Source organism: Klebsiella huaxiensis (assembly GCF_003261575.2).
Classification (GTDB): domain Bacteria; phylum Pseudomonadota; class Gammaproteobacteria; order Enterobacterales; family Enterobacteriaceae; genus Klebsiella; species Klebsiella huaxiensis.
In genome coordinates this window covers 2,493,029-2,515,570 of record NZ_CP036175.1, presented here as the reverse complement: position 1 = coordinate 2,515,570, position 22,542 = coordinate 2,493,029, and the positions used below count along the sequence as shown (strand labels likewise).

17 protein-coding genes, 1 other RNA gene and 1 pseudogene are annotated in these 22,542 nt (G+C 53.9%); 7 read left to right on the top strand and 12 right to left on the bottom strand.

The genetic code is table 11. From position 1 onward, the window contains the following. Positions 1-3: 3 nt before the first annotated feature. Complete coding sequence (gene menI / locus DA718_RS11970; RefSeq protein ID WP_112213422.1) at positions 4-414, bottom strand: 1,4-dihydroxy-2-naphthoyl-CoA hydrolase; 411 nt, start codon at positions 412-414, stop codon at positions 4-6. Then, complete coding sequence (gene ydiJ / locus DA718_RS11965; RefSeq protein ID WP_112213421.1) at positions 411-3,467, bottom strand: D-2-hydroxyglutarate dehydrogenase YdiJ; 3,057 nt, start codon at positions 3,465-3,467, stop codon at positions 411-413. The genes menI and ydiJ overlap by 4 nt, the downstream gene beginning before the upstream one ends. Before the next feature lie 203 nt (positions 3,468-3,670). Here ydiJ and ydiK point away from each other — a divergent pair, with 203 nt between their 5' ends. Both ydiK and rprA read left to right on the top strand, forming a co-directional pair. Then, complete coding sequence (ydiK, locus tag DA718_RS11960) at positions 3,671-4,792, top strand: AI-2E family transporter YdiK (RefSeq protein WP_112213420.1); 1,122 nt, start codon at positions 3,671-3,673, stop codon at positions 4,790-4,792. Between the two features lie 233 nt (positions 4,793-5,025). Next, positions 5,026-5,133: antisense sRNA RprA (gene rprA, locus DA718_RS11955), an RNA gene on the top strand. On the opposite strand, the gene DA718_RS11950 is transcribed toward rprA, so the two are convergent. From DA718_RS11950 to ppsA, 3 genes are all read right to left on the bottom strand, one after another. Further along, positions 5,133-7,502, bottom strand: a complete 2,370-nt coding sequence (locus DA718_RS11950; protein WP_112213419.1) for a glycoside hydrolase family 3 N-terminal domain-containing protein — start codon at positions 7,500-7,502, stop codon at positions 5,133-5,135. The two genes, rprA and DA718_RS11950, sit on opposite strands and share 1 nt — an antisense overlap. Positions 7,503-7,506: 4 nt before the next feature. Then, a complete protein-coding gene (locus tag DA718_RS11945) occupies positions 7,507-8,904 on the bottom strand; it encodes an MFS transporter (protein ID WP_112213418.1) in 1,398 nt (465 codons plus the stop codon). Between the two features lie 238 nt (positions 8,905-9,142). Next, entirely contained in the window at positions 9,143-11,521 is a 2,379-nt protein-coding gene (gene ppsA, locus DA718_RS11940) for a phosphoenolpyruvate synthase (protein ID WP_112213417.1), read from the bottom strand. 70 nt (positions 11,522-11,591) lie between these two features. Between ppsA and DA718_RS30395 the strand changes: the two are divergent. From DA718_RS30395 to hemP, 4 genes and pseudogenes are all read left to right on the top strand, one after another. Beyond that, a pseudogene (locus tag DA718_RS30395) lies at positions 11,592-11,708 on the top strand (hypothetical protein). A 155-nt stretch (positions 11,709-11,863) separates the two neighbouring features. Then, positions 11,864-12,697: a posphoenolpyruvate synthetase regulatory kinase/phosphorylase PpsR gene (gene ppsR, locus DA718_RS11935; RefSeq protein ID WP_110275732.1), complete on the top strand. Its 834-nt coding sequence runs from the start codon at positions 11,864-11,866 to the stop codon at positions 12,695-12,697. Between the two features lie 155 nt (positions 12,698-12,852). After that, positions 12,853-13,899, top strand: coding sequence for a 3-deoxy-7-phosphoheptulonate synthase AroH (gene aroH, locus DA718_RS11930; RefSeq protein WP_112213416.1), 1,047 nt, complete (start codon positions 12,853-12,855; stop codon positions 13,897-13,899). 163 nt (positions 13,900-14,062) lie between these two features. Continuing rightward, positions 14,063-14,242, top strand: coding sequence for a hemin uptake protein HemP (gene hemP, locus DA718_RS11925; RefSeq protein ID WP_112213502.1), 180 nt, complete (start codon positions 14,063-14,065; stop codon positions 14,240-14,242). A 35-nt stretch (positions 14,243-14,277) separates the two neighbouring features. Here hemP and selO read toward each other — a convergent pair whose 3' ends face one another. The 4 genes from selO to DA718_RS11905 form a co-directional block, all read right to left on the bottom strand. Then, the gene (gene selO, locus DA718_RS11920; protein WP_112213415.1) at positions 14,278-15,720 is read right to left on the bottom strand and encodes a protein adenylyltransferase SelO; all 1,443 of its coding nucleotides are present in this window, start codon (positions 15,718-15,720) and stop codon (positions 14,278-14,280) included. Positions 15,721-15,834: 114 nt separating this feature from the next. Continuing rightward, complete coding sequence (locus DA718_RS11915) at positions 15,835-16,299, bottom strand: NlpC/P60 family protein (RefSeq protein WP_112213414.1); 465 nt, start codon at positions 16,297-16,299, stop codon at positions 15,835-15,837. Between the two features lie 81 nt (positions 16,300-16,380). After that, on the bottom strand, positions 16,381-17,130 hold the full coding sequence (gene btuD / locus DA718_RS11910; protein ID WP_112213413.1) for a vitamin B12 ABC transporter ATP-binding protein BtuD: 750 nt from the start codon (positions 17,128-17,130) through the stop codon (positions 16,381-16,383). Then, entirely contained in the window at positions 17,130-17,681 is a 552-nt protein-coding gene (locus DA718_RS11905) for a glutathione peroxidase (RefSeq protein WP_112213412.1), read from the bottom strand. The genes btuD and DA718_RS11905 overlap by 1 nt, the downstream gene beginning before the upstream one ends. Before the next feature lie 223 nt (positions 17,682-17,904). On the opposite strand from DA718_RS11905, the gene DA718_RS11900 reads away from it, so the two are divergent. Beyond that, positions 17,905-18,705: a MetQ/NlpA family ABC transporter substrate-binding protein gene (locus DA718_RS11900; RefSeq protein ID WP_112213411.1), complete on the top strand. Its 801-nt coding sequence runs from the start codon at positions 17,905-17,907 to the stop codon at positions 18,703-18,705. A gap of 49 nt (positions 18,706-18,754) precedes the next feature. Here DA718_RS11900 and btuC read toward each other — a convergent pair whose 3' ends face one another. The 3 genes from btuC to pheT form a co-directional block, all read right to left on the bottom strand. Beyond that, on the bottom strand, positions 18,755-19,741 hold the full coding sequence (btuC, locus tag DA718_RS11895; protein ID WP_112213410.1) for a vitamin B12 ABC transporter permease BtuC: 987 nt from the start codon (positions 19,739-19,741) through the stop codon (positions 18,755-18,757). Positions 19,742-19,836: 95 nt separating this feature from the next. Further along, a complete protein-coding gene (gene ihfA / locus DA718_RS11890; RefSeq protein WP_004102960.1) occupies positions 19,837-20,136 on the bottom strand; it encodes an integration host factor subunit alpha in 300 nt (99 codons plus the stop codon). 4 nt (positions 20,137-20,140) lie between these two features. Next, entirely contained in the window at positions 20,141-22,528 is a 2,388-nt protein-coding gene (pheT, locus tag DA718_RS11885; RefSeq protein WP_112213409.1) for a phenylalanine--tRNA ligase subunit beta, read from the bottom strand. Positions 22,529-22,542: the final 14 nt, after the last annotated feature.

Sequence of the window (22,542 nt, the reverse complement as noted above, 5' to 3'; positions counted from 1 at the left end):
ATCTTATATCACTGCCGTGGTGAGCCGTGAAGAGCAGCAAAGACGCCCCTGCTCATCAGAGATTTCGATTTGCCAGACCTGGTGGCGAGAGCCAACGTGCAGCGCCCGGCACACGCCGCGAACCCTGCCGCTACGCACCGAGCGAATGTGATTGGCATTGACCTCCAGCCCCACCACCTTCTGCTCTCCTTCGCTACACAAATAGCCGGCCACCGAGCCTAACGTTTCGGCTAACACCACCGACGCGCCGCCGTGCAGTAGCCCAAAGGGCTGATGGGTGCGACCGTCTACCGGCATCGTCGCCTCGAGCGAGTCATCGGTAATCGCTTCAAACTGAATATCCAGCAGACCGACCATATTGCCGTCACCCATCGCGTTCAGCTGTTCCAGCGTACTTTGACGTTTCCAAATCATCCAATAATCTCCAGTAACGCCTGCAGCGGGTGACGGACACCACTACCTTCAATACGCTTCACCTGGCTACGGCACGAATAGCCGGTAACCAGACAGCGGTTACGCGGTAGACGCTGCATTGCCTGCTGCCATGAAAGCGCGTAGATGGCCAGCGAGTTGGCGTGATTCTTCACTTCATGGCCGTAAGTCCCGGCCATGCCGCAGCAGCCTACATTAACGTTTTCCAGCTTCGCACCGAAGCGCGCGAAAATATCCGCCCACTGTTTGGTCGACGCGGGAAGCGCCGTCACCTCGGTACAGTGGCCAAACAGATACCACGACTCGCCGCCCTGATCCTGCACGGCTGTCGCCGACAGCGCCTGCGGCAGCCACTCATGCACCAGCATCACACGAAAATCACCGCGTTTATCGCCCAGCACCTGGTTGTATTCATCGCGATAGCAGAGCACCAGCGCCGGATCGACACCGACCATTGGCATGCCTAGCTGAGCCACGCGGTTGAGGAAATCGGCAGTTTTCTGCGCGGTGCGCGCGAAGCGCGTCAGGAAACCCTTAATATGCTGCGCCTTGCCGTTTGGCGAGAACGGCAGAAGTACCGGCTGATAACCGACCTTTTCGACCAGACGGACAAAATCGGCCACCACCTGCGCATCGTAATAACTGGTAAACGGATCCTGGACCACCAGCACCATTTTTGCTTTCTGCTCAGCGCTCAGTCCTTCCAGCTGTTCCAGAGTGGTATTTACCGAGCGATGTCCGACCATCTGCTGTTTCAGCGAGGGCGTCGAGAGCAGCGGTAAATCCACCATGCCGATATGCTTTTCCGACAGCTTGCGTATCCACGGCTGGTTAATAAAGAAGTTGAAGATCTTCGGCGCATGCGCCATCAGCGGCGCATAGGATTCAACGGTTGCCACCAGATGATCGCGAACCGGGCGCAGGTAGCGGCTGTGATAGAGCTGCAGGAAGCGCGAACGGAACTCCGGGACGTCGATTTTTATCGGACACTGGGTCGAGCAGGCTTTACAGGCCAGACAGCCGGACATTGCCTCTTTAACCTCATGCGAGAAATCGTACTCTCCTTTGCGCGCATGCCAGCTATTACGGGTGCGTTCGACCAGGGTTCGCAGGCTGGCACGTTTTTCCGGCAGATCGTTTTCCAACTGGTTAGGATCGATACCACGATCCGCCAGCAGACGTAGCCATTCGCGCACCAGCGTCGCCCGACCTTTTGGCGAATGGATACGGTGGTTGCTGACCTTCATCGAAGGACACATCGGACTTTTGGCATCGAAGTTGAAGCACAGGCCGTTGCCGTTGCACTCCATCGCACCGCGCCATGAGCTGCGCACCGCAATAGGGATCTGCCTGTCGAAAGTCCCGCGTTTAACCGCGTCCACTTTCATCATTGGCGCATCAACGCCCTCGGGTGGACAGATTTTCCCGGGGTTCAGGCGGTTGTCCGGGTCAAACGCGGCTTTAATCTTGCGCAATTCGCTAAACAGCTCTTCCCCAAAGAATGCCGGGCTGTACTCGGCGCGGAATCCCTTGCCGTGTTCCCCCCACAGCAGGCCGCCGTACTTGGCGGTTAACGCCACCACCTCGTCAGAGATGCGCTTCATCAGCATCTCTTGCTGCGGGTCGCACATATCCAGCGCCGGGCGCACGTGCAGCACGCCAGCATCGACGTGGCCAAACATGCCGTAGCTCAGGCCATGGCCGTCAAGCAGCGCGCGGAATTCAACAATATAGTCTGCCAGATGTTCCGGCGGCACGCAGGTATCTTCGGCAAAAGGTATCGGTTTGGCCGCCCCTTTGGCGTTCCCCAGCAGCCCAACCGCTTTTTTACGCATCGCATAGATGCGCTCCACGCCGTCGAGTTCATTACAAACCTGCCAGCCGATGACGCCCGCTTCGTTGCGCGAGATCAGCTCATCCAGACGCTGACATAACGTCGTCACCTGGCGGTCAATCATCTCGGCGTCATCACCGGCAAATTCGACGATATTCAATCCCAGCATCTCTTTATCCGGGACATCAGTGATCAGTTCGCTAACCGAGTGCCAGACAATATCTTCCCGCGCCAGATTGAGCACTTTCGAGTCGACGGTTTCCACCGACAGCGCCTTCGCCTCAACCATAAACGGCGCGTTGCGCAGCGCTGAGTTAAACGAATCGTATTTAATATTAACCAGACGACGCACTTTCGGCAGACGGGTGATATCCAGCCGCGCCTCGGTGATAAACGCCAGCGTCCCTTCTGAACCCGTCAGAATGCGGGTCAGATCGAATTCGCTCATCTCGTCATTAAAGACGTGGCGCAAATCGTAGCCCGTCAGGAATCGGTTAAGTTTGGGAAATTTATCGATAACCAGCTGCCGCTGCGCTTTACAGCGCTGATAAACCGTACGGTAAATACGCCCGATTGCCGACTGTTCAGCGCTCAGGGTTTCCGCCAGCGTCACGGGAATCTGCTGGGTATCAAGAATATCACCGCCGATCAGCACCGAACGCACGCCGAGAACGTGATCAGAGGTTTTGCCATAGACCAGCGAGCCCTGCCCGGAGGCATCGGTATTGATCATCCCGCCAAGCGTCGCGCGATTGCTGGTCGACAGTTCCGGCGCAAAAAAGTAGCCGTAGGGTTTAAGATATTGATTAAGTTGGTCTTTAATGACCCCGGCTTCCACACGCACCCAACCCTCTTCAGGATTGATTTCAATAATGCGGTTCATGTAGCGGGACATATCGACGATGATGCCCGCGTTTAGCGCCTGCCCGTTAGTGCCGGTGCCGCCGCCGCGTGGCGTAAAGATCAGCGTTTTAAAACGCTCTTCCGCCGCCACTCTTGCCAGCAGCGCAACGTCTGCCGTGGAACGGGGGAATAAAATCGCATCCGGCAACAGTTGATATACACTGTTATCAGTCGCCATTGTTAGCCTGTCGGCATAACTTGTGGCGGTATCACCGGTAAAACCTTGTTGCTCCAGTACCTGCAAAAAATTCAGCACCAGTTGAACGACACCTGGCGCTTGAGAAATTTGTGGGATCATGACGCTCGACCCTGCCTGACTATGTTGTGTTGTAAGTGATTAAACGTTTGCGTTGTGCACTCAACTTTTTATCACATTTTTTTCATATGCGCCCGCCAGAATTAAGTGCAAAATCAGGCGCGCGAACTTATTGATATTATTATCAGTATATGGAATTACGCTGCGTCAGCCTTTTGACGCGACTGCAAAGGTAAAATTTCACTATGATTAGCCCCAATCAGCCCCGGGACATACCGCAAGTTCTGCTGTCGGTGCTGTTTTTGTCCCTGATTATTATTTCCTGCCTGTGGGTTGTGCAGCCATTTATCCTGTCATTTGCCTGGGCCGGCACTGTGGTTATCGCCACCTGGCCAGTACTTTTGCGCCTGCAGCGCCTGCTTTTTGGCAAACGCTCTCTGGCCGTGCTGGTCATGACTCTGCTGCTCTTTTTACTGTTCGTTATCCCTATCGCACTGCTGGTCAACAGCCTGGTGGATAACAGCGCGCCGCTTATTAAAGTGGTCACCAGCGGCAACTTTACCCCGCCCGATCTGGCGTGGCTGAACAGTATTCCGCTGATTGGCGATAAGCTGTATACCGGCTGGCATAATTTGCTGGAGATGGGGGGAACGGCAATTATGACCAAAATTCGCCCCTACCTTGGCACCACCACTACCTGGTTTGTCGGCCAGGCGGCGCATATCGGCAAGCTGTTGGTTTATTGCGGCCTGATGCTGCTGTTTAGCGCCCTGCTGTACTGGCGCGGCGAACAGGTGGCCTATGGATTCCGCCACTTTGCAACTCGTCTGGCGGCAAAACGCGGCGATGCGGCAGTGATTCTCGCCGGTCAGGCGATTCGCGCCGTCGCGCTGGGAGTGGTGGTGACTGCGCTGGTACAGGCGGTACTGGGCGGTATCGGTCTTGCCATCAGCGGCGTGCCCTACGCCGCGCTGCTCACCGTGGTGATGATTTTTACTTGTCTGGTACAACTGGGGCCGTTGCTGGTTCTGGTGCCGTCAATTATCTGGCTGTACTGGACCGGGGATACCACCTGGGGCACCGTACTATTGGTGTGGAGCTGTGTGGTGGGCACGATGGATAACTTTATTCGCCCAATGCTGATTCGGATGGGCGCAGACCTGCCGATGATTCTGATCCTTTCCGGCGTAATCGGCGGCCTGGTGGCTTTCGGCATGATTGGTCTGTTTATCGGCCCGGTGCTGCTGGCCGTCTCCTGGCGTCTGTACGATGCGTGGGTCAACGAAGCGCCACTGCCGCCGAAAGATCCTGACCTGGTGCTGGAAGAGCTCAGCGAGCTGAATACGCGAGCCCCTCTGGATAAATAGAGTGAAAAGGCGGGGAAACTCACCTTTAAATACTGTGCTCGTATTTTTGCCGGGCGGCAGCTAACGCCTTGCCCGGCAATGCCACTTAAACTTAAATAAAACTGATGCATCGCACACAACAATCCCCTTTCCTCAAACTATTTCCCACATTTACTTCGCAGATTCTTTACCTCAATTTAACTATTGAGAGGAATCCGATCGACGCAAAAAATCTCTATGCCTACTATTAGCTCACGGTTATGAATCAACACATTGATTTATAAGCATGGAAATCCCCTGAGTGAAACAACGAATTGCTGTGTGTAGTCTTTGCCCATCTCCCACGATGGGCATTTTTTTGTCAGCTCACTTCGCAACGGCTCATCATGCGCCAGTCCCGTGGTAGCTCGTGAACCTCACCATTCACCGTTACGGTTGCCGTCCCGCGAATGTCTGTGGAGGATGCACCAATCTGCAGTTCAAACTCTCCCGGTTCGACAATTCGCTGACCGTCACGACGGGTGAAGTTGAGCATATCTACCGGCAAATAGAATCTCAGCGTTGCCGTTTCGCCAGGATCGAGCGTCACTCGCTGGAAGGCTTTTAGCTCCTGGAGCGGGCGCACCATCGAGGCGACTTTATCGCGAACGTAGAGCTGAACCACCTCGCTACCGCGGCGTTCTCCGCAGTTGCGCACGGCAACCTGCACGGCGATTTCACCCTCCACGTTAACCTCCTGCGCCAGCAAATGTGGTTCGGCGTAATCGAACGTCGTCCAGCTTTGCCCGTAGCCGAACGGGTAACGTGAGCCAAAGTGAAACGCAAACGGCGTACCGCCGCTTTTCAGCTTATGGTTGTAGTAATAGGGCATCGCACCGGCGCTTTTCGGTACGCTGACCACTAAGCGTCCCTGCGGTTCGGCGCGACCGGTTAATACATCGGCAATCGCCCAGCCACCTTCCTGACCAGGTGCCCATGCCATAAGCAAACCAGCGATGCTGTCTTCCAGGCCCTGTAGGTTATAAGGTCGCCCGCCGGTCATCACCACAATAACGGGTTTACCGGTGCCGACCAGCGCTTCAAGGAGTTGCTGCTGAACGCCCGGCAGATTCAGGCTGTCGGTATCGGAACCTTCACCCACTGTGCCACTCTGGAACAGACCCGCCAGGTCACCCACGCAGGCCACGACGACATCACTTTCCCGGGCGGCGCTTACCGCATCTGGGATCAGGCTGACGTCCAGCGAGACCGGTGATTGCTGCATCGGTTTGCCGCCGCTATCGCCAGGGAATACCGGCGCACCGGCCATCCGATGTTCAATAATATGACAGCCCTTAGCGTAGCTGACCTGATCCTCGCCAAGATACTGCCGCAGGGCGTTTAGCGGCGTAGTCACCTGCGAGACCTCATCCACTATATCGCTGATGATCAGGTGTACCGGGAAGCTGTAACCGCTCAGCAGCGCCAGAGGATCGTCGGCGGTAGGCCCCACGACCGCCACCTTCGGCTTACCCGACAATGGTATCGCGCCCCGGTTTTCCAGTAGCGTCAGCGAGCGTGTAGCAACATCGCGCGCCGCCTGACGGGCGCTTGTCGATTGCAGTACAATACCCGTCACGTCAGTATAGGGGTGTTCAAATAGCCCAAGGCGGAATTTCTCGGTCAGAGTGCGGGCGACAATCTCATCAATTTTCGCCATAGTGATTAATCCACGATCCAGCGCCTCGCACAGGTGGCGTGCGCAATCATCTTTCGGCAATTCCACATCAAGACCGGCATTGAATGCCAGCGCTGCGGACTCCGCTGCATCGTGTGAGATACCGTGATGCTGATGCAGCAGACTGACGCCGCCGTAGTCGGCAACGATAATACCGTCAAAGCCCCACTGCTCGCGCAGAACGGTGGTCAGCAGGAAGCTATCGCTGTGGCCCGGCTGGTTATCGATATCGTGATAGGCTGGCATCACCGAACCGGCATTGGCCAGCTTCACCGCCATCTCGAACGGTAGAAGGAAGATATCGTTAAGTTCGCAAAAACCAAGGTGTACCGGAGCATGGTTGCGCGCGCCCTCGCTAAACGAGTGCCCGACGTAATGTTTGAGCGTCGCCAGCAGATCTCGTTTTTCACTTTGTAAGCCATTGACGTAGGCGCAGGCCATGACCCCAACCAGCCACGGATCTTCGCCAAAGGTCTCTTCGGTTCGCCCCCAGCGCACATCGCGAGAGACGTCCAGCACCGGAGCCAGCCCCTGTTTACAGCCGATCGAACGGGCTTCAGCGCCAATTTCCCGCGCCACACGCTCGACTAACTCAGGGTCCCAGGTTGAACCGTAGTTTAGCGATGAAGGAAACAGCGTCGCATCTTTGCACAGCAGCCCAACCAGACACTCTTCATGAAACAGTGCCGGAATGCCCAGCCGGGTCTCTTCGATCAGCATTTTTTGCAGGCGATTCGCCGCCCGTACGCCACTCTGCGCATCCACAATATGTGTCCCCAAGGGACGAGTGATTTGCCCGATGCCAAGTTTCAGCCTTTCCGCCAATGAAGTCTGCTCACTGACGCCTGCGAATTCATCGCTCATATCGCTGCGCTCACGGTGCTCACCATTTTCCGCCAACACCAGCCAGTATGCGTGCATCTGAGCAAATTTTTCTTCGGTCGTCATTCGCGACAATAAATCCGCAACGCGTTCCGCGATAGAGCGATGAGCATCCTTATAAATCACAGTCATGTTATTACTCCTGTAGGGCTGAATTCAGCGTCGGCTGCGCTGTTTCTTGCGCGCGCGCTTCACGTTTATGGGCCAGTTCACGGGCGATGCTGTCTGCCGTACGGCTGTTGAGTTTGTAGAGCATCAGCAGAAGCGCCATGGCGATAAACAGTACCGATGGCACCAGAGTGAAAAGCGCATTGATGGTGTTTAACACCGTGGTGGATTGATTGAGCGCATTGGGGGCATAGTTCACCATTCCCAGCACCCAGCCGACGACGGCGCCGCCAAGCGCGAGACCGAATTTAATGGCGAATAGCGCGGTAGAAAACACCAGACCATCGAGACGTCGTCCACTGCGATGTTCTTCGTAATCCACCACATCAGAGAACATAGTCCATTGCAGCGGCGTGGTGAGATTTTGTATAAAGCCAAAGATGACGTTGAGGCTCAATATTAACCACAATTGATTGGCGGGAATAAAGAAAATAGCCGCTGCAAAAACAACGTAAGTAATAATTGTCCACTGATAGGAACGTACGCGGTCAAATTTCCCGAGCAGGCGCGCAGATAATAATGCGCCGAGCAGCGCCGCAATCATCCCGGTAACGATAAATGTGAAGACCATATCCGGGCGCTGCATCACATATTTGACGTAATACATGGTTGCCGAGCCGCGCGTCACCACCGCGGTAAGTAATAAAATATTGAAGATAAAAACGATGCGCCACTGGCTATTTCCCGCTAACAGCTTAAGGTCTTTTAATAACGAACCTGAGCTGTCGCCCTGCGGGGTATATCGCTCCCGGGTCAGGAAAAAACAGCTAAAGAAAAGCACGATGCCGAGGATACCCATCAGGCTCATGGCATAAAAATAGCCTTTTTGCGCATCACCCTGTCCCAGATGGGCAACCAACGGCAGCGCAATCACGGTGACAATCAACCCGCCAATAAACGACAGCGCAAAGCGCCACGACTGGAGCGAGTGACGCTCGTGCGGGTCCATCGTTAACGCGCCGGGCATGGCGCAATAAGGCACGTTAATCGCCGAATAGATAAAGCTTAAAATAGCGTAAGTAACACAGGCGTAAACGATTTTTGCCGTTGGTCCAACATCAGGGACGTAGAAAGTAATAATACAACTCACGCCAAACGGAATGGCGAACCACAATAGCCAGGGGCGAAAACGTCCGTGCCGGGTACGAGTTCTGTCGACCAGGGCGCCAATACAGGGATCGACCACTGCATCAATAACCCTGACGACCAAAAACATTGTCCCCATGATTGCGGCAGGTAAACCAAAAACATCAGTGTAGAAATAGGCCAAAAAAAGCGTGGCCGTTTGCCACACCAGCGCGCTGGCCATATCGCCAAGTCCATAACCTATTTTATCTTTTGTAGTGAGTACCGAGGAAAGTGTCATTATTATTATCCTGTACACAATAGAAGAGGTATTTCAGGAAGTGGTTATCATGATTTTTGATAACGTTGTGTCAGTATTAGTAATAAACAGAGAAGGGACAATTGTAGAAATTAACTGTCGGATTACGGTATTTTGTTTTTTCCGTTTTATGTGACTGAGCGCAAATAAGCGGTGCGGGTGTACGAAAACAAAAAAATCCCCGCCATTACTGACGGGGATGACATATTTTAACGAAAATTTACTTATTCAGTTCAGCCAGGCCAAGCCAGGTTTGCACCACGGTGTCCGGGTTCAGGGACAGGCTATCAATCCCCTCTTCCATCAGCCATGCGGCAAAGTCTTCATGGTCAGACGGGCCCTGCCCGCAGATACCCACGTATTTGCCCTGCTTCTTCGCCGCGCGAATCGCCATCGACAGCAGCGCTTTCACCGCTTCGTTACGCTCATCGAACAACTCAGAGACCACGCCGGAGTCACGGTCCAGACCCAGCGCCAGCTGCGTCATATCGTTGGAACCGATAGAGAAACCGTCGAAGTATTCGAGGAACTGGTCGGCCAGCAGCGCATTCGATGGGATTTCACACATCATAATCAGCTTCAGGCCATTTTCGCCACGCTTGAGGCCCTGGCGTTCCAGCTCTTCAACCACCGCTTTCGCCTGCGCCACGGTGCGAACAAACGGCACCATGATTTCGACGTTAGTCAGGCCCATATCATTACGAACGCGTTTTACCGCGTCACACTCCAGCGCAAAGCAGTCGCGGAAGCTTTCGGAAACGTAACGACCGGCTCCACGGAAGCCCAGCATCGGGTTCTCTTCTTCCGGCTCATAACGCTCGCCGCCGACCAGGTTGGCGTATTCGTTAGATTTAAAGTCGGAGAGACGCACAATCACTCGTTTCGGGAAGAATGCCGCGCCAAGCGTCGAGATCCCCTCAGTCAGACGACCAACGTAGAACTCTTTCGGCGAGTCGTAGCCTTTCATTAGCTCGCGGATTTCGTTCTGCAAAGCCGGTTCCTGATCGTCAAACTCCAGCAGCGCGCGCGGGTGAACGCCAATCATTCGGTTGATGATAAACTCCAGACGCGCCAGGCCCACGCCTTCATTCGGCAAGCAGGCGAAGTCGAAGGCCCTGTCCGGGTTGCCGACGTTCATCATGATCTTCAGCGGCAGATCCGGCATTTCGCCAACGCTGGAGCTCTTAATGCTGAAGTCGAGGATTTCGGCATAGACGTAGCCAGTATCGCCTTCCGCACAGGAAACAGTGACGTTCTGGTTTTCCTCAATGCGTTCGGTCGCATCACCGCAGCCCACTACCGCCGGGATCCCCAGCTCACGCGCGATAATCGCTGCGTGACAAGTGCGCCCGCCTCGGTTGGTGACGATCGCCGCCGCTTTCTTCATGATCGGCTCCCAATCCGGGTCGGTCATGTCGGTGACCAGCACGTCACCGGGCTCAATGCGGTTCATTTCACTGATATCGTGAATAACTTTTACCGGACCCGCACCAATACGGTGGCCGATGGCACGCCCTTCGGAAACAATCTGCCCCTGTGCATGGAGGGTATAACGCTCCATCACCTGGCCGCGCGAACGCACGGTTTCCGGTCGCGCCTGTACGATAAACAGCTTACCAGTGTGGCCATCTTTCGCCCATTCGATATCCATCGGACGGTTGTAGTGTTTCTCGATCTGCACCGCTTGTTTCGCCAGCTCCTGCACTTCCTCGTCGGTTAACGAGAAAACGTCGCGCTGCGCCTGCGGAACATCTTCGATACGCACCTGTTTCCCGTGTTCCTGGGTCGGGGCGTAAATCATGCGGATCTTTTTCGACCCCATGGTGCGACGCACAATGGCCGGGCGACCCGCTTCCAGCGTCGGCTTATGGACATAGAATTCATCCGGGTTCACCGCGCCCTGTACGACCATTTCGCCGAGTCCCCAGGCGGAGGTGATAAACACCACCTGATCAAAGCCGGACTCGGTATCAATGGAGAACATCACGCCGGATGAGGCGAGATCGGAGCGCACCATTCTCTGCACCCCGGCGGAGAGCGCCACGCCGCGGTGATCGTAACCCTGATGCACGCGGTAGGAGATTGCGCGATCGTTAAACAGCGAAGCAAAGACGTGCTTCACCGCGACAAGCACGGCGTCAAAGCCCTGCACGTTGAGGAATGTCTCTTGCTGCCCGGCGAAGGAAGCATCCGGCATATCTTCGGCGGTCGCGGAGGAGCGAACGGCAAAAGAAGCCTCAGCGTCATCAGCGGACAGCTGGGTATAGGCATCGCGAATCGCATTTTCCAGTTCACTCTGGAACGGCGTATCAATGATCCATTGACGGATCTGCGCGCCCGCTTTCGCTAATGCGGAAACGTCGTCAATGTCGGTTTCATCCAGCAGTGCATAAATGCGCTGGTTAACACCGCTTTGGTCCAGGAACTGATCAAAAGCATCAGCGGTGGTGGCAAACCCGTTCGGTACGGAAACACCCATACCAGAAAGATTCGTAATCATTTCACCCAGGGAGGCATTTTTGCCTCCAACCCTGTCTACATCATTCATGCCGAGTTGGTTATACCAAAGCACCAGCGGTGACGAGCCATTGTTGGACATCGAGACAATCCTTTTGTGATTTAATACCAGTGATAAATAATTCACGATCGACTACGGGATTTATCCTGACATATTTACGCGGCTTAAAAAAACGGTGAATCGTTCAAGCAAATTATTTTTTCGTTTTTAGGATTCTTTTCCAGATATAGCTAACTTAATGATTCTTCAAGAATCTGGTGGATTTTGATACAAAAGATACGCAGTTACAAAAAATGAATAGGGCTTTTCATTAAAAATAAAAATAGCGTTTCACTTTTTAAATATGAGACAAAGCCTGGAGCGATATGCTTAAATTTAATATCAGCTTTCAGGTAATTAAACTCTTTATACCGGATGGTCAAAATGGAAAGTGCTGTAGATCGCCACGTGTTTTATATTTCCGACGGTACCGCCATTACGGCAGAAGTGCTGGGTCATGCGGTCATGTCGCAATTCCCGGTCGCCATTAGCAGCGTGACCCTGCCGTTTGTCGAAAATATCAGCCGCGCGCGCGCCGTGAAGGAACAAATTGACGCGATTTTTCAACAAACCGGTATCCGTCCGCTGGTCTTCTACTCCATCGTTATTCCGGAAATTCGCGACATCATCATGCAAAGCGAAGGATTTTGTCAGGACATCGTTCAGGCGTTGGTGGCCCCGCTGCAACAGGAATTACGTCTTGACCCGTCGCCGATCGCTCATCGTACTCACGGACTGACGCCGGGTAATCTGAATAAGTACGACGCACGTATCGCTGCTATCGACTACACACTCGCTCACGATGACGGGATTTCACTGCGCAACCTCGACCAGGCCCAGGTGATCCTTCTTGGCGTTTCGCGCTGTGGGAAAACGCCCACCAGCCTGTATCTGGCAATGCAATACGGTATTCGCGCCGCCAACTACCCGTTTATCGCCGATGATATGGACAATCTGATTCTTCCCGCATCGTTAAAACCGCTACAGCACAAACTATTCGGGCTAACTATCAATCCGGAACGTCTGGCGGCTATCCGTGAAGAGCGACGGGAAAATAGCCGCTATGCTTCCATGCGTCAGTGTCGGATGGAAGTGACCGAAGTGGAAGCTCTCTATCGCAAAAATAAGATACCTTGCCTGAACAGTACCAATTACTCAGTGGAAGAAATCGCCACTAAAATCATGGACATTATGGGGCTAAGTCGCAGAATGTACTAACGAGCTAGTACATTATCAAAAATTTGTTTATGCTATCACCCATGGCTCATACAGGATCATGCCCTGCTCTTGCAATAAGCAGGGATTGGTTTATCGTGATGCGCATCACTTCCCGGCATTTTCGCCGCGGAAGAAACAGATTTTTGAGACCCCCAATGAATAAAACAGACGAATTGCGTACCGCGCGCATTGAAAGCCTGGTAACGCCCGCGGAACTGGCGCAACGGCACCCTGTGTCTGCCGATGTTGCAGCACACGTCTCCGCTTCTCGCCGCCGAATCGAGAGGATCCTCAACGGTGAAGATCGCCGCCTGCTGGTGGTGATTGGCCCATGTTCCATTCACGATACTGATGCGGCGATGGAGTATGCGCACCGCCTGCAAGGAATGCGCGAACGTTACCAGCCGCAGCTGGAAATCGTGATGCGCACCTACTTTGAAAAACCGCGCACGGTGGTTGGCTGGAAGGGATTGATTTCCGATCCTGACCTGAACGGCAGCTATCGGGTCAATCATGGCCTTGAGCTGGCCCGCAGCCTGCTGTTGCAGGTGAACGAGCTGGGCGTGCCGACCGCCACCGAATTTCTCGATATGGTGACCGGGCAGTTTATTGCCGACCTGATTAGCTGGGGCGCTATCGGCGCGCGCACCACCGAGAGCCAAATTCACCGCGAAATGGCCTCGGCGCTCTCCTGCCCGGTGGGATTTAAGAACGGTACCGATGGCAATACGCGTATTGCCGTTGACGCTATTCGCGCTTCCCGCGCCAGTCATATGTTCCTGTCGCCAGATAAACAGGGGCAGATGACCATCTACCAGACCAGCGGCAATCCTTATGGCCATATCATTATGCGTGGCGGGAAACAGCCTAACTACCACGCCGCCGATATCGCCGCTGCCGGGGATGTGCTGGCGGAATTCAACCTGCCGCAGCAGTTGGTGGTTGATTTTAGCCACGGGAATTGCCAGAAACAGCATCGCCGTCAGCTGGACGTCTGCGCCGACATCTGCCAGCAGATCCGCGCGGGATCAACCGCTATCGCCGGGATCATGGCTGAAAGCTTCCTTCAGGAAGGCACGCAGAAGGTTATCTCCGGCCAGCCGCTGGCCAGGGGACAATCGATTACCGACCCTTGCCTGAGCTGGGAAGATAGCGAACGCCTGCTTGCGGAATTAGCCGCAGCAACCGCAACCCGCCTTTAGCCCTTCTCCCTACCACATTCGTGGTGGGGATATTTTCTCAGCCCCCGACAACAAACCTGCCAAATATGGCATTCCTGTAAAAAATACTTGCCGTGAAAATCAACATTATTGATAATGATAATCATTGTTGCTTTGATTTTTATTTTTGAGTGCTATGACGCGTATGGATAACACTGCCACAGCAGAAAAAACAAAAGACAATGCCCCTTATCCCGTTTCCACGGACAGGCAGATAAACAGCCGCACGTTATTAGGTAGCGAAGGACGGGTGGTTATCGAACACGACGGTCAGCGTTATTTACTGCGCCAGACCAATGCGGGCAAGCTGATACTGACCAAATAATTATCCCCACCGATAACGGCAGGGATAACGGTTTACTAGCTGGAACAGCTCACTTCAAGACGCCTCCCCCAGTCTGGCGGACGGTTAATATAATCATCCGTTCGATCAGCAAAGGGCTGAGATAAAGCGTTATGCAAACGCTCCAACTCGCTCATATCACCCTGCTCCGCTTGTTCTATCGCGCGCTGCGCCAGCCAGTTACGCAGTACAATTGCCGGATTTACGCTCCTCATATGGGCCTGCCGCCGCGCATCGTCAATCTGCTCATCGCGCAGGCGTGCGCGATAATCAGCAAACCAGCGATCGAACGTCTCGCGGTCGATAAACTCATCGCGCAGCGGCGAAGCTGCGCTCGTCTGTTCGCTCGCGCAAAGAATACGGAAAGTTCTCGTGTAGTCACTGCCTTCGCGCTCCATCAGCGCAAACAGCCCATCAAGCAGCTCGTTATCGCCTTTTTGCTGGGTAAACAGCCCCAGCTTGTCACGCATACGGCGACCGTACGCCGTCAGCAGTGCATGCTGGTAACCATCCAGCGCGGTATTTAATGCCTCAGCGCTGATAAAGGGTGATAGCGTTTGCGCCAGTCGTTGCAGGTTCCATAGCCCTACCGCTGGCTGATTATTAAAGCTATAGCGCCCCTGATGATCGGAATGGTTGCAGATAAAGCCCGGCAGGAAGTCATCAAGGAAACCGTACGGACCGTAGTCCATCGTTAACCCCAGAATTGACATATTATCGGTGTTCATCACCCCGTGGGCGAAGCCGACAGTTTGCCAACTGGCGATCATTTCCGCCGTTCGCGTGACAACGTCACTAAACCATAAAACATACTTATCGGCTTCGTCTTGCAGGTGCGGCCAGTGATGGCGAATCGCAAAGTCCGCCAGCTGCTGAACCTTTTGCGGCTGGCGGCGATAGTAAAAGTGCTCAAAATGGCCAAAACGCAGATGGCTTTCCGCGATACGCATCAGCATCGCACCCTGTTCAACGGTTTCCCGATACACCGGCGTGTCGCTAGTCACTATCGCCAGCCCACGGGTGGTGGGAATGCCCAGCGCATGCATCGCTTCCGAGGCCAGACCTTCGCGTATCGTCGAGCGTAATACCGCCCGCCCGTCGCCCATTCGCGAATAGGGAGTGAGTCCGGCACCTTTCAAATGCCAGTCAAAGCGTCGACCATCGGAGAGTTGCTGTTCGCCAAGCAAAATCCCGCGCCCATCACCAAGCTGTCCGGCCCAGGAACCGAACTGGTGACCGCTGTAAACCTGCGCCAGCGGCGACATCCCCGGCAGCAGGGTTTCGCCACCCCATACGCCAGCGCCCCGATCTGGTTTGAATAACGAATCAGGGATGCCCAGCGTTCGCGCCAGTGACGCGTTGTGCCAGACAAGCCGCGCATTCTCCAGCGGAGTCGGTGTTAATGCAGTATAAAAATCCGGCAGTTCATCACGCCAGTGGGTAGTAAAAGACAGGGCCATGGTACCTCCTGTCTCCAGTGTAGTGCTTTCAACAAATTATTAACACGGAGGGATTGAATGGGTATTGCGATGAAAAAGGGAAACTGGCGCTTCCCTTCGGCTAATTGACCAACGCTAAATCCTTCGCGCCTGCCAGAATTTCTTATGCCAGTACACGTTATCCAGTGATGAACGCGTCACGCCCTGGCTGGTGGAGGCGTGGATAAACTGATTATCCGTGTCATAAATACCGACGTGCAAGCCGCTCTCTCCGGAGCCCGTCTTGAAAAAGACCAGATCGCCGGGCAGCAATTCGCTCTTATCAATCTTAGTGCCTATTTCCGCCTGTTCACGGGTTTCGCGCGGCAACTGCAACGCGAACTTATCGCGAAAAGTCATCAGCACAAAACCGGAGCAATCAACACCGCGCGGCGACATTCCGCCATAACGATACGGCGCTCCCCGCCAGTTTCTTAACTGCTCATTGAGGTTGGCGACAACGGTAATAGAATCTGCAAGCCGCGGATTTGGCGGCGGCGCCCGATGGCTACTACAACCCGCCAGAAATAGCGCTACAAACAACACGAACCAGAAACGCATCTCAGACGATTCCTCTGTTCCCTATCTTATTGTCAGAATAATTTAGCTTGTTTATCAATTCGCTGGCAAGGCTACTGCGTGCTACTGTGACGCAACGAGCATAAGATGACCCGCCACCTCCACTCGTTGAAAGGCCATCGCATAGGCGGCGGTTAAATTTTCTTCGCTCAGCACCTCGGATGTACTGCCGCAGGCGATAGTCTCCCCCTGACGGATAAGCCAGGAACTCTGGGCATGGCGGAGGGTGTGATTGAGATCGTGACTGCTCATGACGATCGCAATACCTGAGGCACAAAGTTCACTTAATACCCGATCGAGCGCGGCCTGCTGCGCCACGTCGAGGCTATTCATCGGTTCATCCAACAGTAACAGCTGTCCTGCCGGATTGGCCTGACGATGGATTTGCAATATTACCGCTGCCAGACGCACACGCTGCCACTCTCCACCCGAAATATGATTCACCTGGCGTCCGAGCTTATCGCTCAGACCCAGTTTTTCTGCGATGGTCTTCAGGAGCGCGTTCTGTGTCTCGTTTTGCAGATGCAGCGACAGATAGTGCCAGACCGGCATCGCGAAGGGCGGCATCTGGTGCTGGCTGAGATAGGCACGATGACGGGCCAGGTCCTGCGCTAGCCAGTCGTTCAGCGGGCGCTCATTGAGCGTCACCTGTCCGGGGCCAGTGGTGAGACCCGCCATTCGCGCCAGCAGCGTGCTTTTCCCCGCGCCGTTTGGCCCCACCAGGTGAATAATCTCTCCGGGTCGGACATCCGCGGTAAATGGGGCCAGCCGCCCCGCCTCTTCTACATCCTGTAGCTGCATCAAAAATGGCATTATTTGGCTAAAGCTCCTTTAATCGCGGCCACCAGCTGCGGGGAGTCCGGCGTCATATCAGGTGAGAAACGGCCGATAACCTGACCGTCGCGACCAATCAGGAATTTTTCAAAGTTCCACAGGATGTCGTCAACATACAGCGGCGCCCGGCCTTTACTGGCCATTCGCTCATAGAAACCGCTGCCTTCCGGCGCGATGGCCTGCGGGGCGGCATCGACCAGCTTCTGATACAAAGGCGCACGATGTTCGCCGTTGACGTCAACCTTGCTGAACATCGGGAAAGTGACGCCGTAAGTAGTGCTGCAGAACGTTTTAATCTCTTCTTCGCTGCCCGGCTCTTGCCCCAGGAATTGGTTACATGGAAAGCCCAGCACGCTAAAACCTTCGCTTTCGAGATCTTTTTGCAGGGTTTCCAGTTGCTCATATTGCGGCGTCAGGCCACATTTTGACGCAACGTTGACGATCAGCAGCACTTTGCCTGCATAAGGCGCAAGCGTTGTTTTCTCACCATCAATAGTGGTGACTTCAGTATTGAGAATATCGTGTTGCATAGCCTTCCCTCAGTGAATTAAACCAGTTTCTGCGTGGTGATCCCTATCTACTGTAGCGGATTCAGACCGCGTCATTCTACTTTGAATCGCCCTGGAGTGTCTCTTGATGTAACAGCCCTGACAACATGAATTCATCTCAACAAGGAGACAGAGCAATTCAGTGTACAGTGATAAATGGATGTAATAGTATTTCGTTAATTGTTAATTTGAGAGAGTTTTATTGATGAAAAAGATGTTTAGCACGGCGTTAATTGCCGTCTCTGTGGCGCTACTCTCGGCCTGTTCGCCAGATGAAGATAATAAAGTTAAAGTGGCGATTAACACCGGCCCGGATGAAGCTATCTGGAAAGTCGTGGAACAAGTTGCCAAAGACAAATACAACCTCGATGTTGAAGTTATCTCGTTCAATGATTACGTCCTGCCTAATGAAGCCCTCAACAATAAAGACGTCGATGCTAACGCGTTTCAGACGCTACCTTACCTTGAGGCACAATCAAAAGAGCGTGGCTATAAGTTTGCGATTGTCGGTAAAACTTTTGTCTTCCCGATTGCCGCCTACTCTAAGAAAATTAAAAACATCAGCGAGCTACCTGACGGCGCGACGGTTTCTATTTCTAACGAAACCACCACTCTGGGCCGCAGCCTGCTGTTGCTCCAGGCGCAAGGCTTAATCAAGCTGAAAGACGGTGTCGGTTACCTGCCAACGACTCTGGATATTATCGACAATCCAAAACAGCTGAAAATTGTCGAGGTTGATACGCCGCAACTAACACGTACGTTGGATGACCCGAACGTCGCGCTGTCGATTATTAATACTAACTTCTCTGCGCAGGCCGGTTTGTCTGCTGCCCGCGATGGTTTATTTATGGAAGGTCCGGACTCTCCGTACGTTAACGCTATTGTTTCGCGCGAAGATAATAAAGACAGTAAAAAGGTTCAGGAGCTGAAAGAAGCCTTCCAGACCAAAGAAGTCGCAGATAAGGCAGCGGAAGTCTACAAGGGCGATGCCATTAAAGGCTGGTAATATTCTCGACTTATTGCAGGCGCTGTGGCAATACAGCGCCTGTATTGCCCTACTGCGGGCGGCCTGATTTTAACAATAACCAGATAAACACCGGCGCCCCCAGCGTCGCGGTAACCACGCCGATGGGCAGTTCCGCCGCCGACAGCGCCAGACGCGCGACAATATCCGCCCCCAGTAAAGCACTGGCTCCGGCTAACATACAGGCCGGAAGCAAAACACGATGATCGCTTAAACCGCATAAACGCAGAATGTGCGGAATGACCAGGCCAATAAAACCAATCGCCCCAGCCAGCGCCACGCTAACTCCCACCAACCAGCCGGTAGCCACCACCAACACTTTGCGCCATAGCCACAACGGTAAGCCCAACTGTCGCGCGGACACTTCGCCCAGCGCCAGCAGATTGAGCGGCTGCGATTGCAAACACACCCAGCCCAACACCGGCAACAGCGCCAGCATTAGCCACAGCTGCTGCCAGTCAACGCCGCCAAAACCGCCCATCATCCAGTACATCAACTGACGAAGATCGAAAGAGGTAGAAAAATAGACAGCCCAGGTCATCAGTGCACTACAGATGATACCTAACGCGACACCCGCCAACAGCAACCGGCTGGTGGACAAGTGTCGCCTGGCGAAGCGCAGCAAAATAAAGGTGATGACTAGCGCGCCAAGAATCGCGCATAGCCCTAACGCCCAACCAGGAAGCAACCCTTTCCCCAGCAGCACAGCAGCAATCAGGCCAACCCCAGCCCCATTGGATACGCCCAGCAGCCCCGGCTCCGCTAGCGGGTTTTCAAATAGCGCCTGCATTATCGCCCCCGAAAGCGCCAGCGCTGCTCCCACAAGCAGGACGGCCAGAGTACGAGGCAGACGGATCTGCCAGATAAAAAGCTCACCTTTAGCGCTCAACCACTCGCCGGGGCCAATCCACTGGTCTCCAGCGCACAGGCTGATGGTCGATGTGATCAGAAGCAGCAAGGTTAATACCGCAAGCCAGCGCCGACTGCGGCGCTGCTGAATTTGAGCAAAGGTCAGCATAGATTCCTAAATCCAGGAGTGGGATGTGATTGATTTTACGGTATTCAGTAAAGAAAAGAAAAAGGCCGCATCGCGGCCTTTTTAGTTAGTTCAGATTATTTGTCTCTGGGTGACGCATTTTCAACACGGCTTTTTAGCTTCTGGCCTGGTCTGAAGGTCACCACTCGCCGGGCTGTAATAGGGATATCCTCTCCCGTTTTCGGGTTACGGCCCGGGCGTTGGTTCTTATCACGCAAATCGAAGTTGCCAAACCCGGAGAGTTTTACCTGCTCTCCGTTTTCCAGAGCACGGCGAACCTCTTCGAAAAACAACTCCACCAGCTCTTTGGCATCCCGCTTGCTAAGCCCAAGCTTATCAAACAGATATTCTGACATTTCAGCTTTTGTAAGCGCCATAGGTTCAATCCCTCAATGATGCCTGGAATCGCTCTTTCAATGCCTCTACACATTTGGCGACGGTAGCGGCAATCTCCTCTTCTTCGAGTGTACGGCTGGTATCCTGAAGGATTAGACTAATCGCAAGGCTCTTAAAGCCTTCCGACACGCCTTTACCGCGGTACACGTCAAATAAGTTTACGCCAACTACCTGATTTACGCCAACTTTCTTACACTCGGCTAAAACATCGGCAGCGGGAACGTTTTCTGCCACAACAACAGCGATGTCACGACGGTTCGCCGGGAAGCGCGAAACTTCACGCGCCTGAGGCACCACGCGGTCTGCAAGCTTGTCCCACTCCAGTTCGAAGACCAAAGTGCGACCGTTCAGATCCAGTTTACGTTCCAGCTCCGGGTGAACAACCCCAATAAAACCAATACGTTCACCTTTCAGATAAATCGCTGCGGACTGCCCCGGATGAAGCGCAGTATTAGCTTCGATACGGAATTCGATATCGGAAAGCTTACCGGTCAGGTCAAGAACGGACTCAAGGTCACCTTTTAAATCATAAAAATCAACGGTTTCTTTTGCCAGATTCCAGTGCTCTTCGTAGCGGTTACCGCAAATCACGCCAGCCAGCATCACATCCTGGCGAATACCCAGCGGAGCCTGAGTATCTGGAACAAAGCGTAAGCCGCTCTCAAAGATACGTACACGGCTCTGCTGACGGTTTTGGTTATACACCACAGTTCCCAGTAAGCCAGTCCACAATGACAGGCGCATTGCCGACATTTCGCTGGAGATTGGGCTCGGCAGAATCAGCGCTTCTTCACCAGCGTGGATCAATTGCTGTACTTTCGGATCTACAAAACTATAGGTAATAACTTCCTGGTAGCCTTTGTCATTGAGCAGGGTTTTCACGCGCTTAAGCGACAGATCCGCCTCGCGGTGGGTGCCCATGATCAGGCCAGCCTGGACCGGCTCATCAGGAATATTGTTATAGCCATAAACGCGAGCGACTTCTTCGACCAGGTCCTCTTCGATCTCCATGTCGAAACGCCAGCTCGGCGCAACGGCTTTCCACTCGTCCTGACCTTCAGTCACTTCGCAGCCCAGACGACGCAAAATATCGCTCACCTGCGCATCATCAACGTGATGACCAATCAGGCGATCGAGCTTGCTACGGCGCAGTGTGATAGTTGCAGGCTTAGGCAGAGTCGCTTCATTAGTAACATCGATGATCGGACCAGCTTCACCGCCACAGATATCCATCAGCAGGCGAGTTGCACGTTCCATTGCCTTATATTGCAGCGCTGAGTCCACACCACGCTCATAGCGGTGAGAGGCATCGGTATGCAGGCCATGGCGACGCGCGCGGCCAGTAATAGACAGCGGGCTGAAGAACGCACATTCCAACAGAACGTTTTGCGTTTCGTCATTCACACCAGAGTGTTCACCACCGAAAATGCCGCCCATTGCCAGCGCTTTCTGGTGGTCAGCAATAACCAGAGTATCGGTGTCCAGCTTAGCTTCAGAGCCATCCAGCAGAACTAAGGTCTCCCCTTCGTGCGCCATACGCACGACAATCCCGCCGTCAATGCGATCTTTGTCGAAGGCGTGCATTGGCTGACCCAGTTCAAGCAGCACATAGTTGGTCACATCAACCACGGCATCGATGGAACGAATACCGCAACGACGCAGCTTCTCTTTCATCCACAACGGAGTCGGCGCTTTAACATTAATGCCTTTCACCACGCGCCCCAGATAGCGCGGGCAAGCATCCGGCGCTTCAACCTGGATTGGCAGCACATCATCAACAGTCGCCGCAACCGGGGTAATTTCCGGAGCATTCAGCGGAGCTTTGTTGAGTACGGCCACATCGCGAGCAACACCAATAATACCCAGGCAGTCGGCACGGTTCGGCGTGACGCTGATTTCAATGGTGTTATCGTCCAGCTTCAGGTATTCACGGATGTCGGTACCCAGCGGCGCATCAGCAGGCAATTCGATAATGCCGCTATGATCGTCGGAAATACCCAGCTCGGAGAAAGAACACAGCATACCTTCAGAAGGCTCGCCGCGCAGTTTCGCCGCTTTAATTTTAAAATCACCCGGCAGTACGGCACCGATGGTTGCAACCGCAACCTTCAGACCCTGACGACAGTTCGGCGCGCCGCAGACGATATCCAGCAGACGTTCGCCGCCAACGTTGATTTTCGTTACGCGTAGTTTGTCAGCATTAGGGTGCTGAGCGCATTCAACCACTTCACCTACGACAACGCCGTTGAAGCTTCCCGCGACCGGCTCAACACCGTCAACTTCGAGGCCTGCCATGGTTATCTGGTCCGACAGCGCTTCGCTGTCGATGGCCGGGTTAACCCACTCGCGTAACCACAGTTCACTGAATTTCATTGTTCTGTCCTACC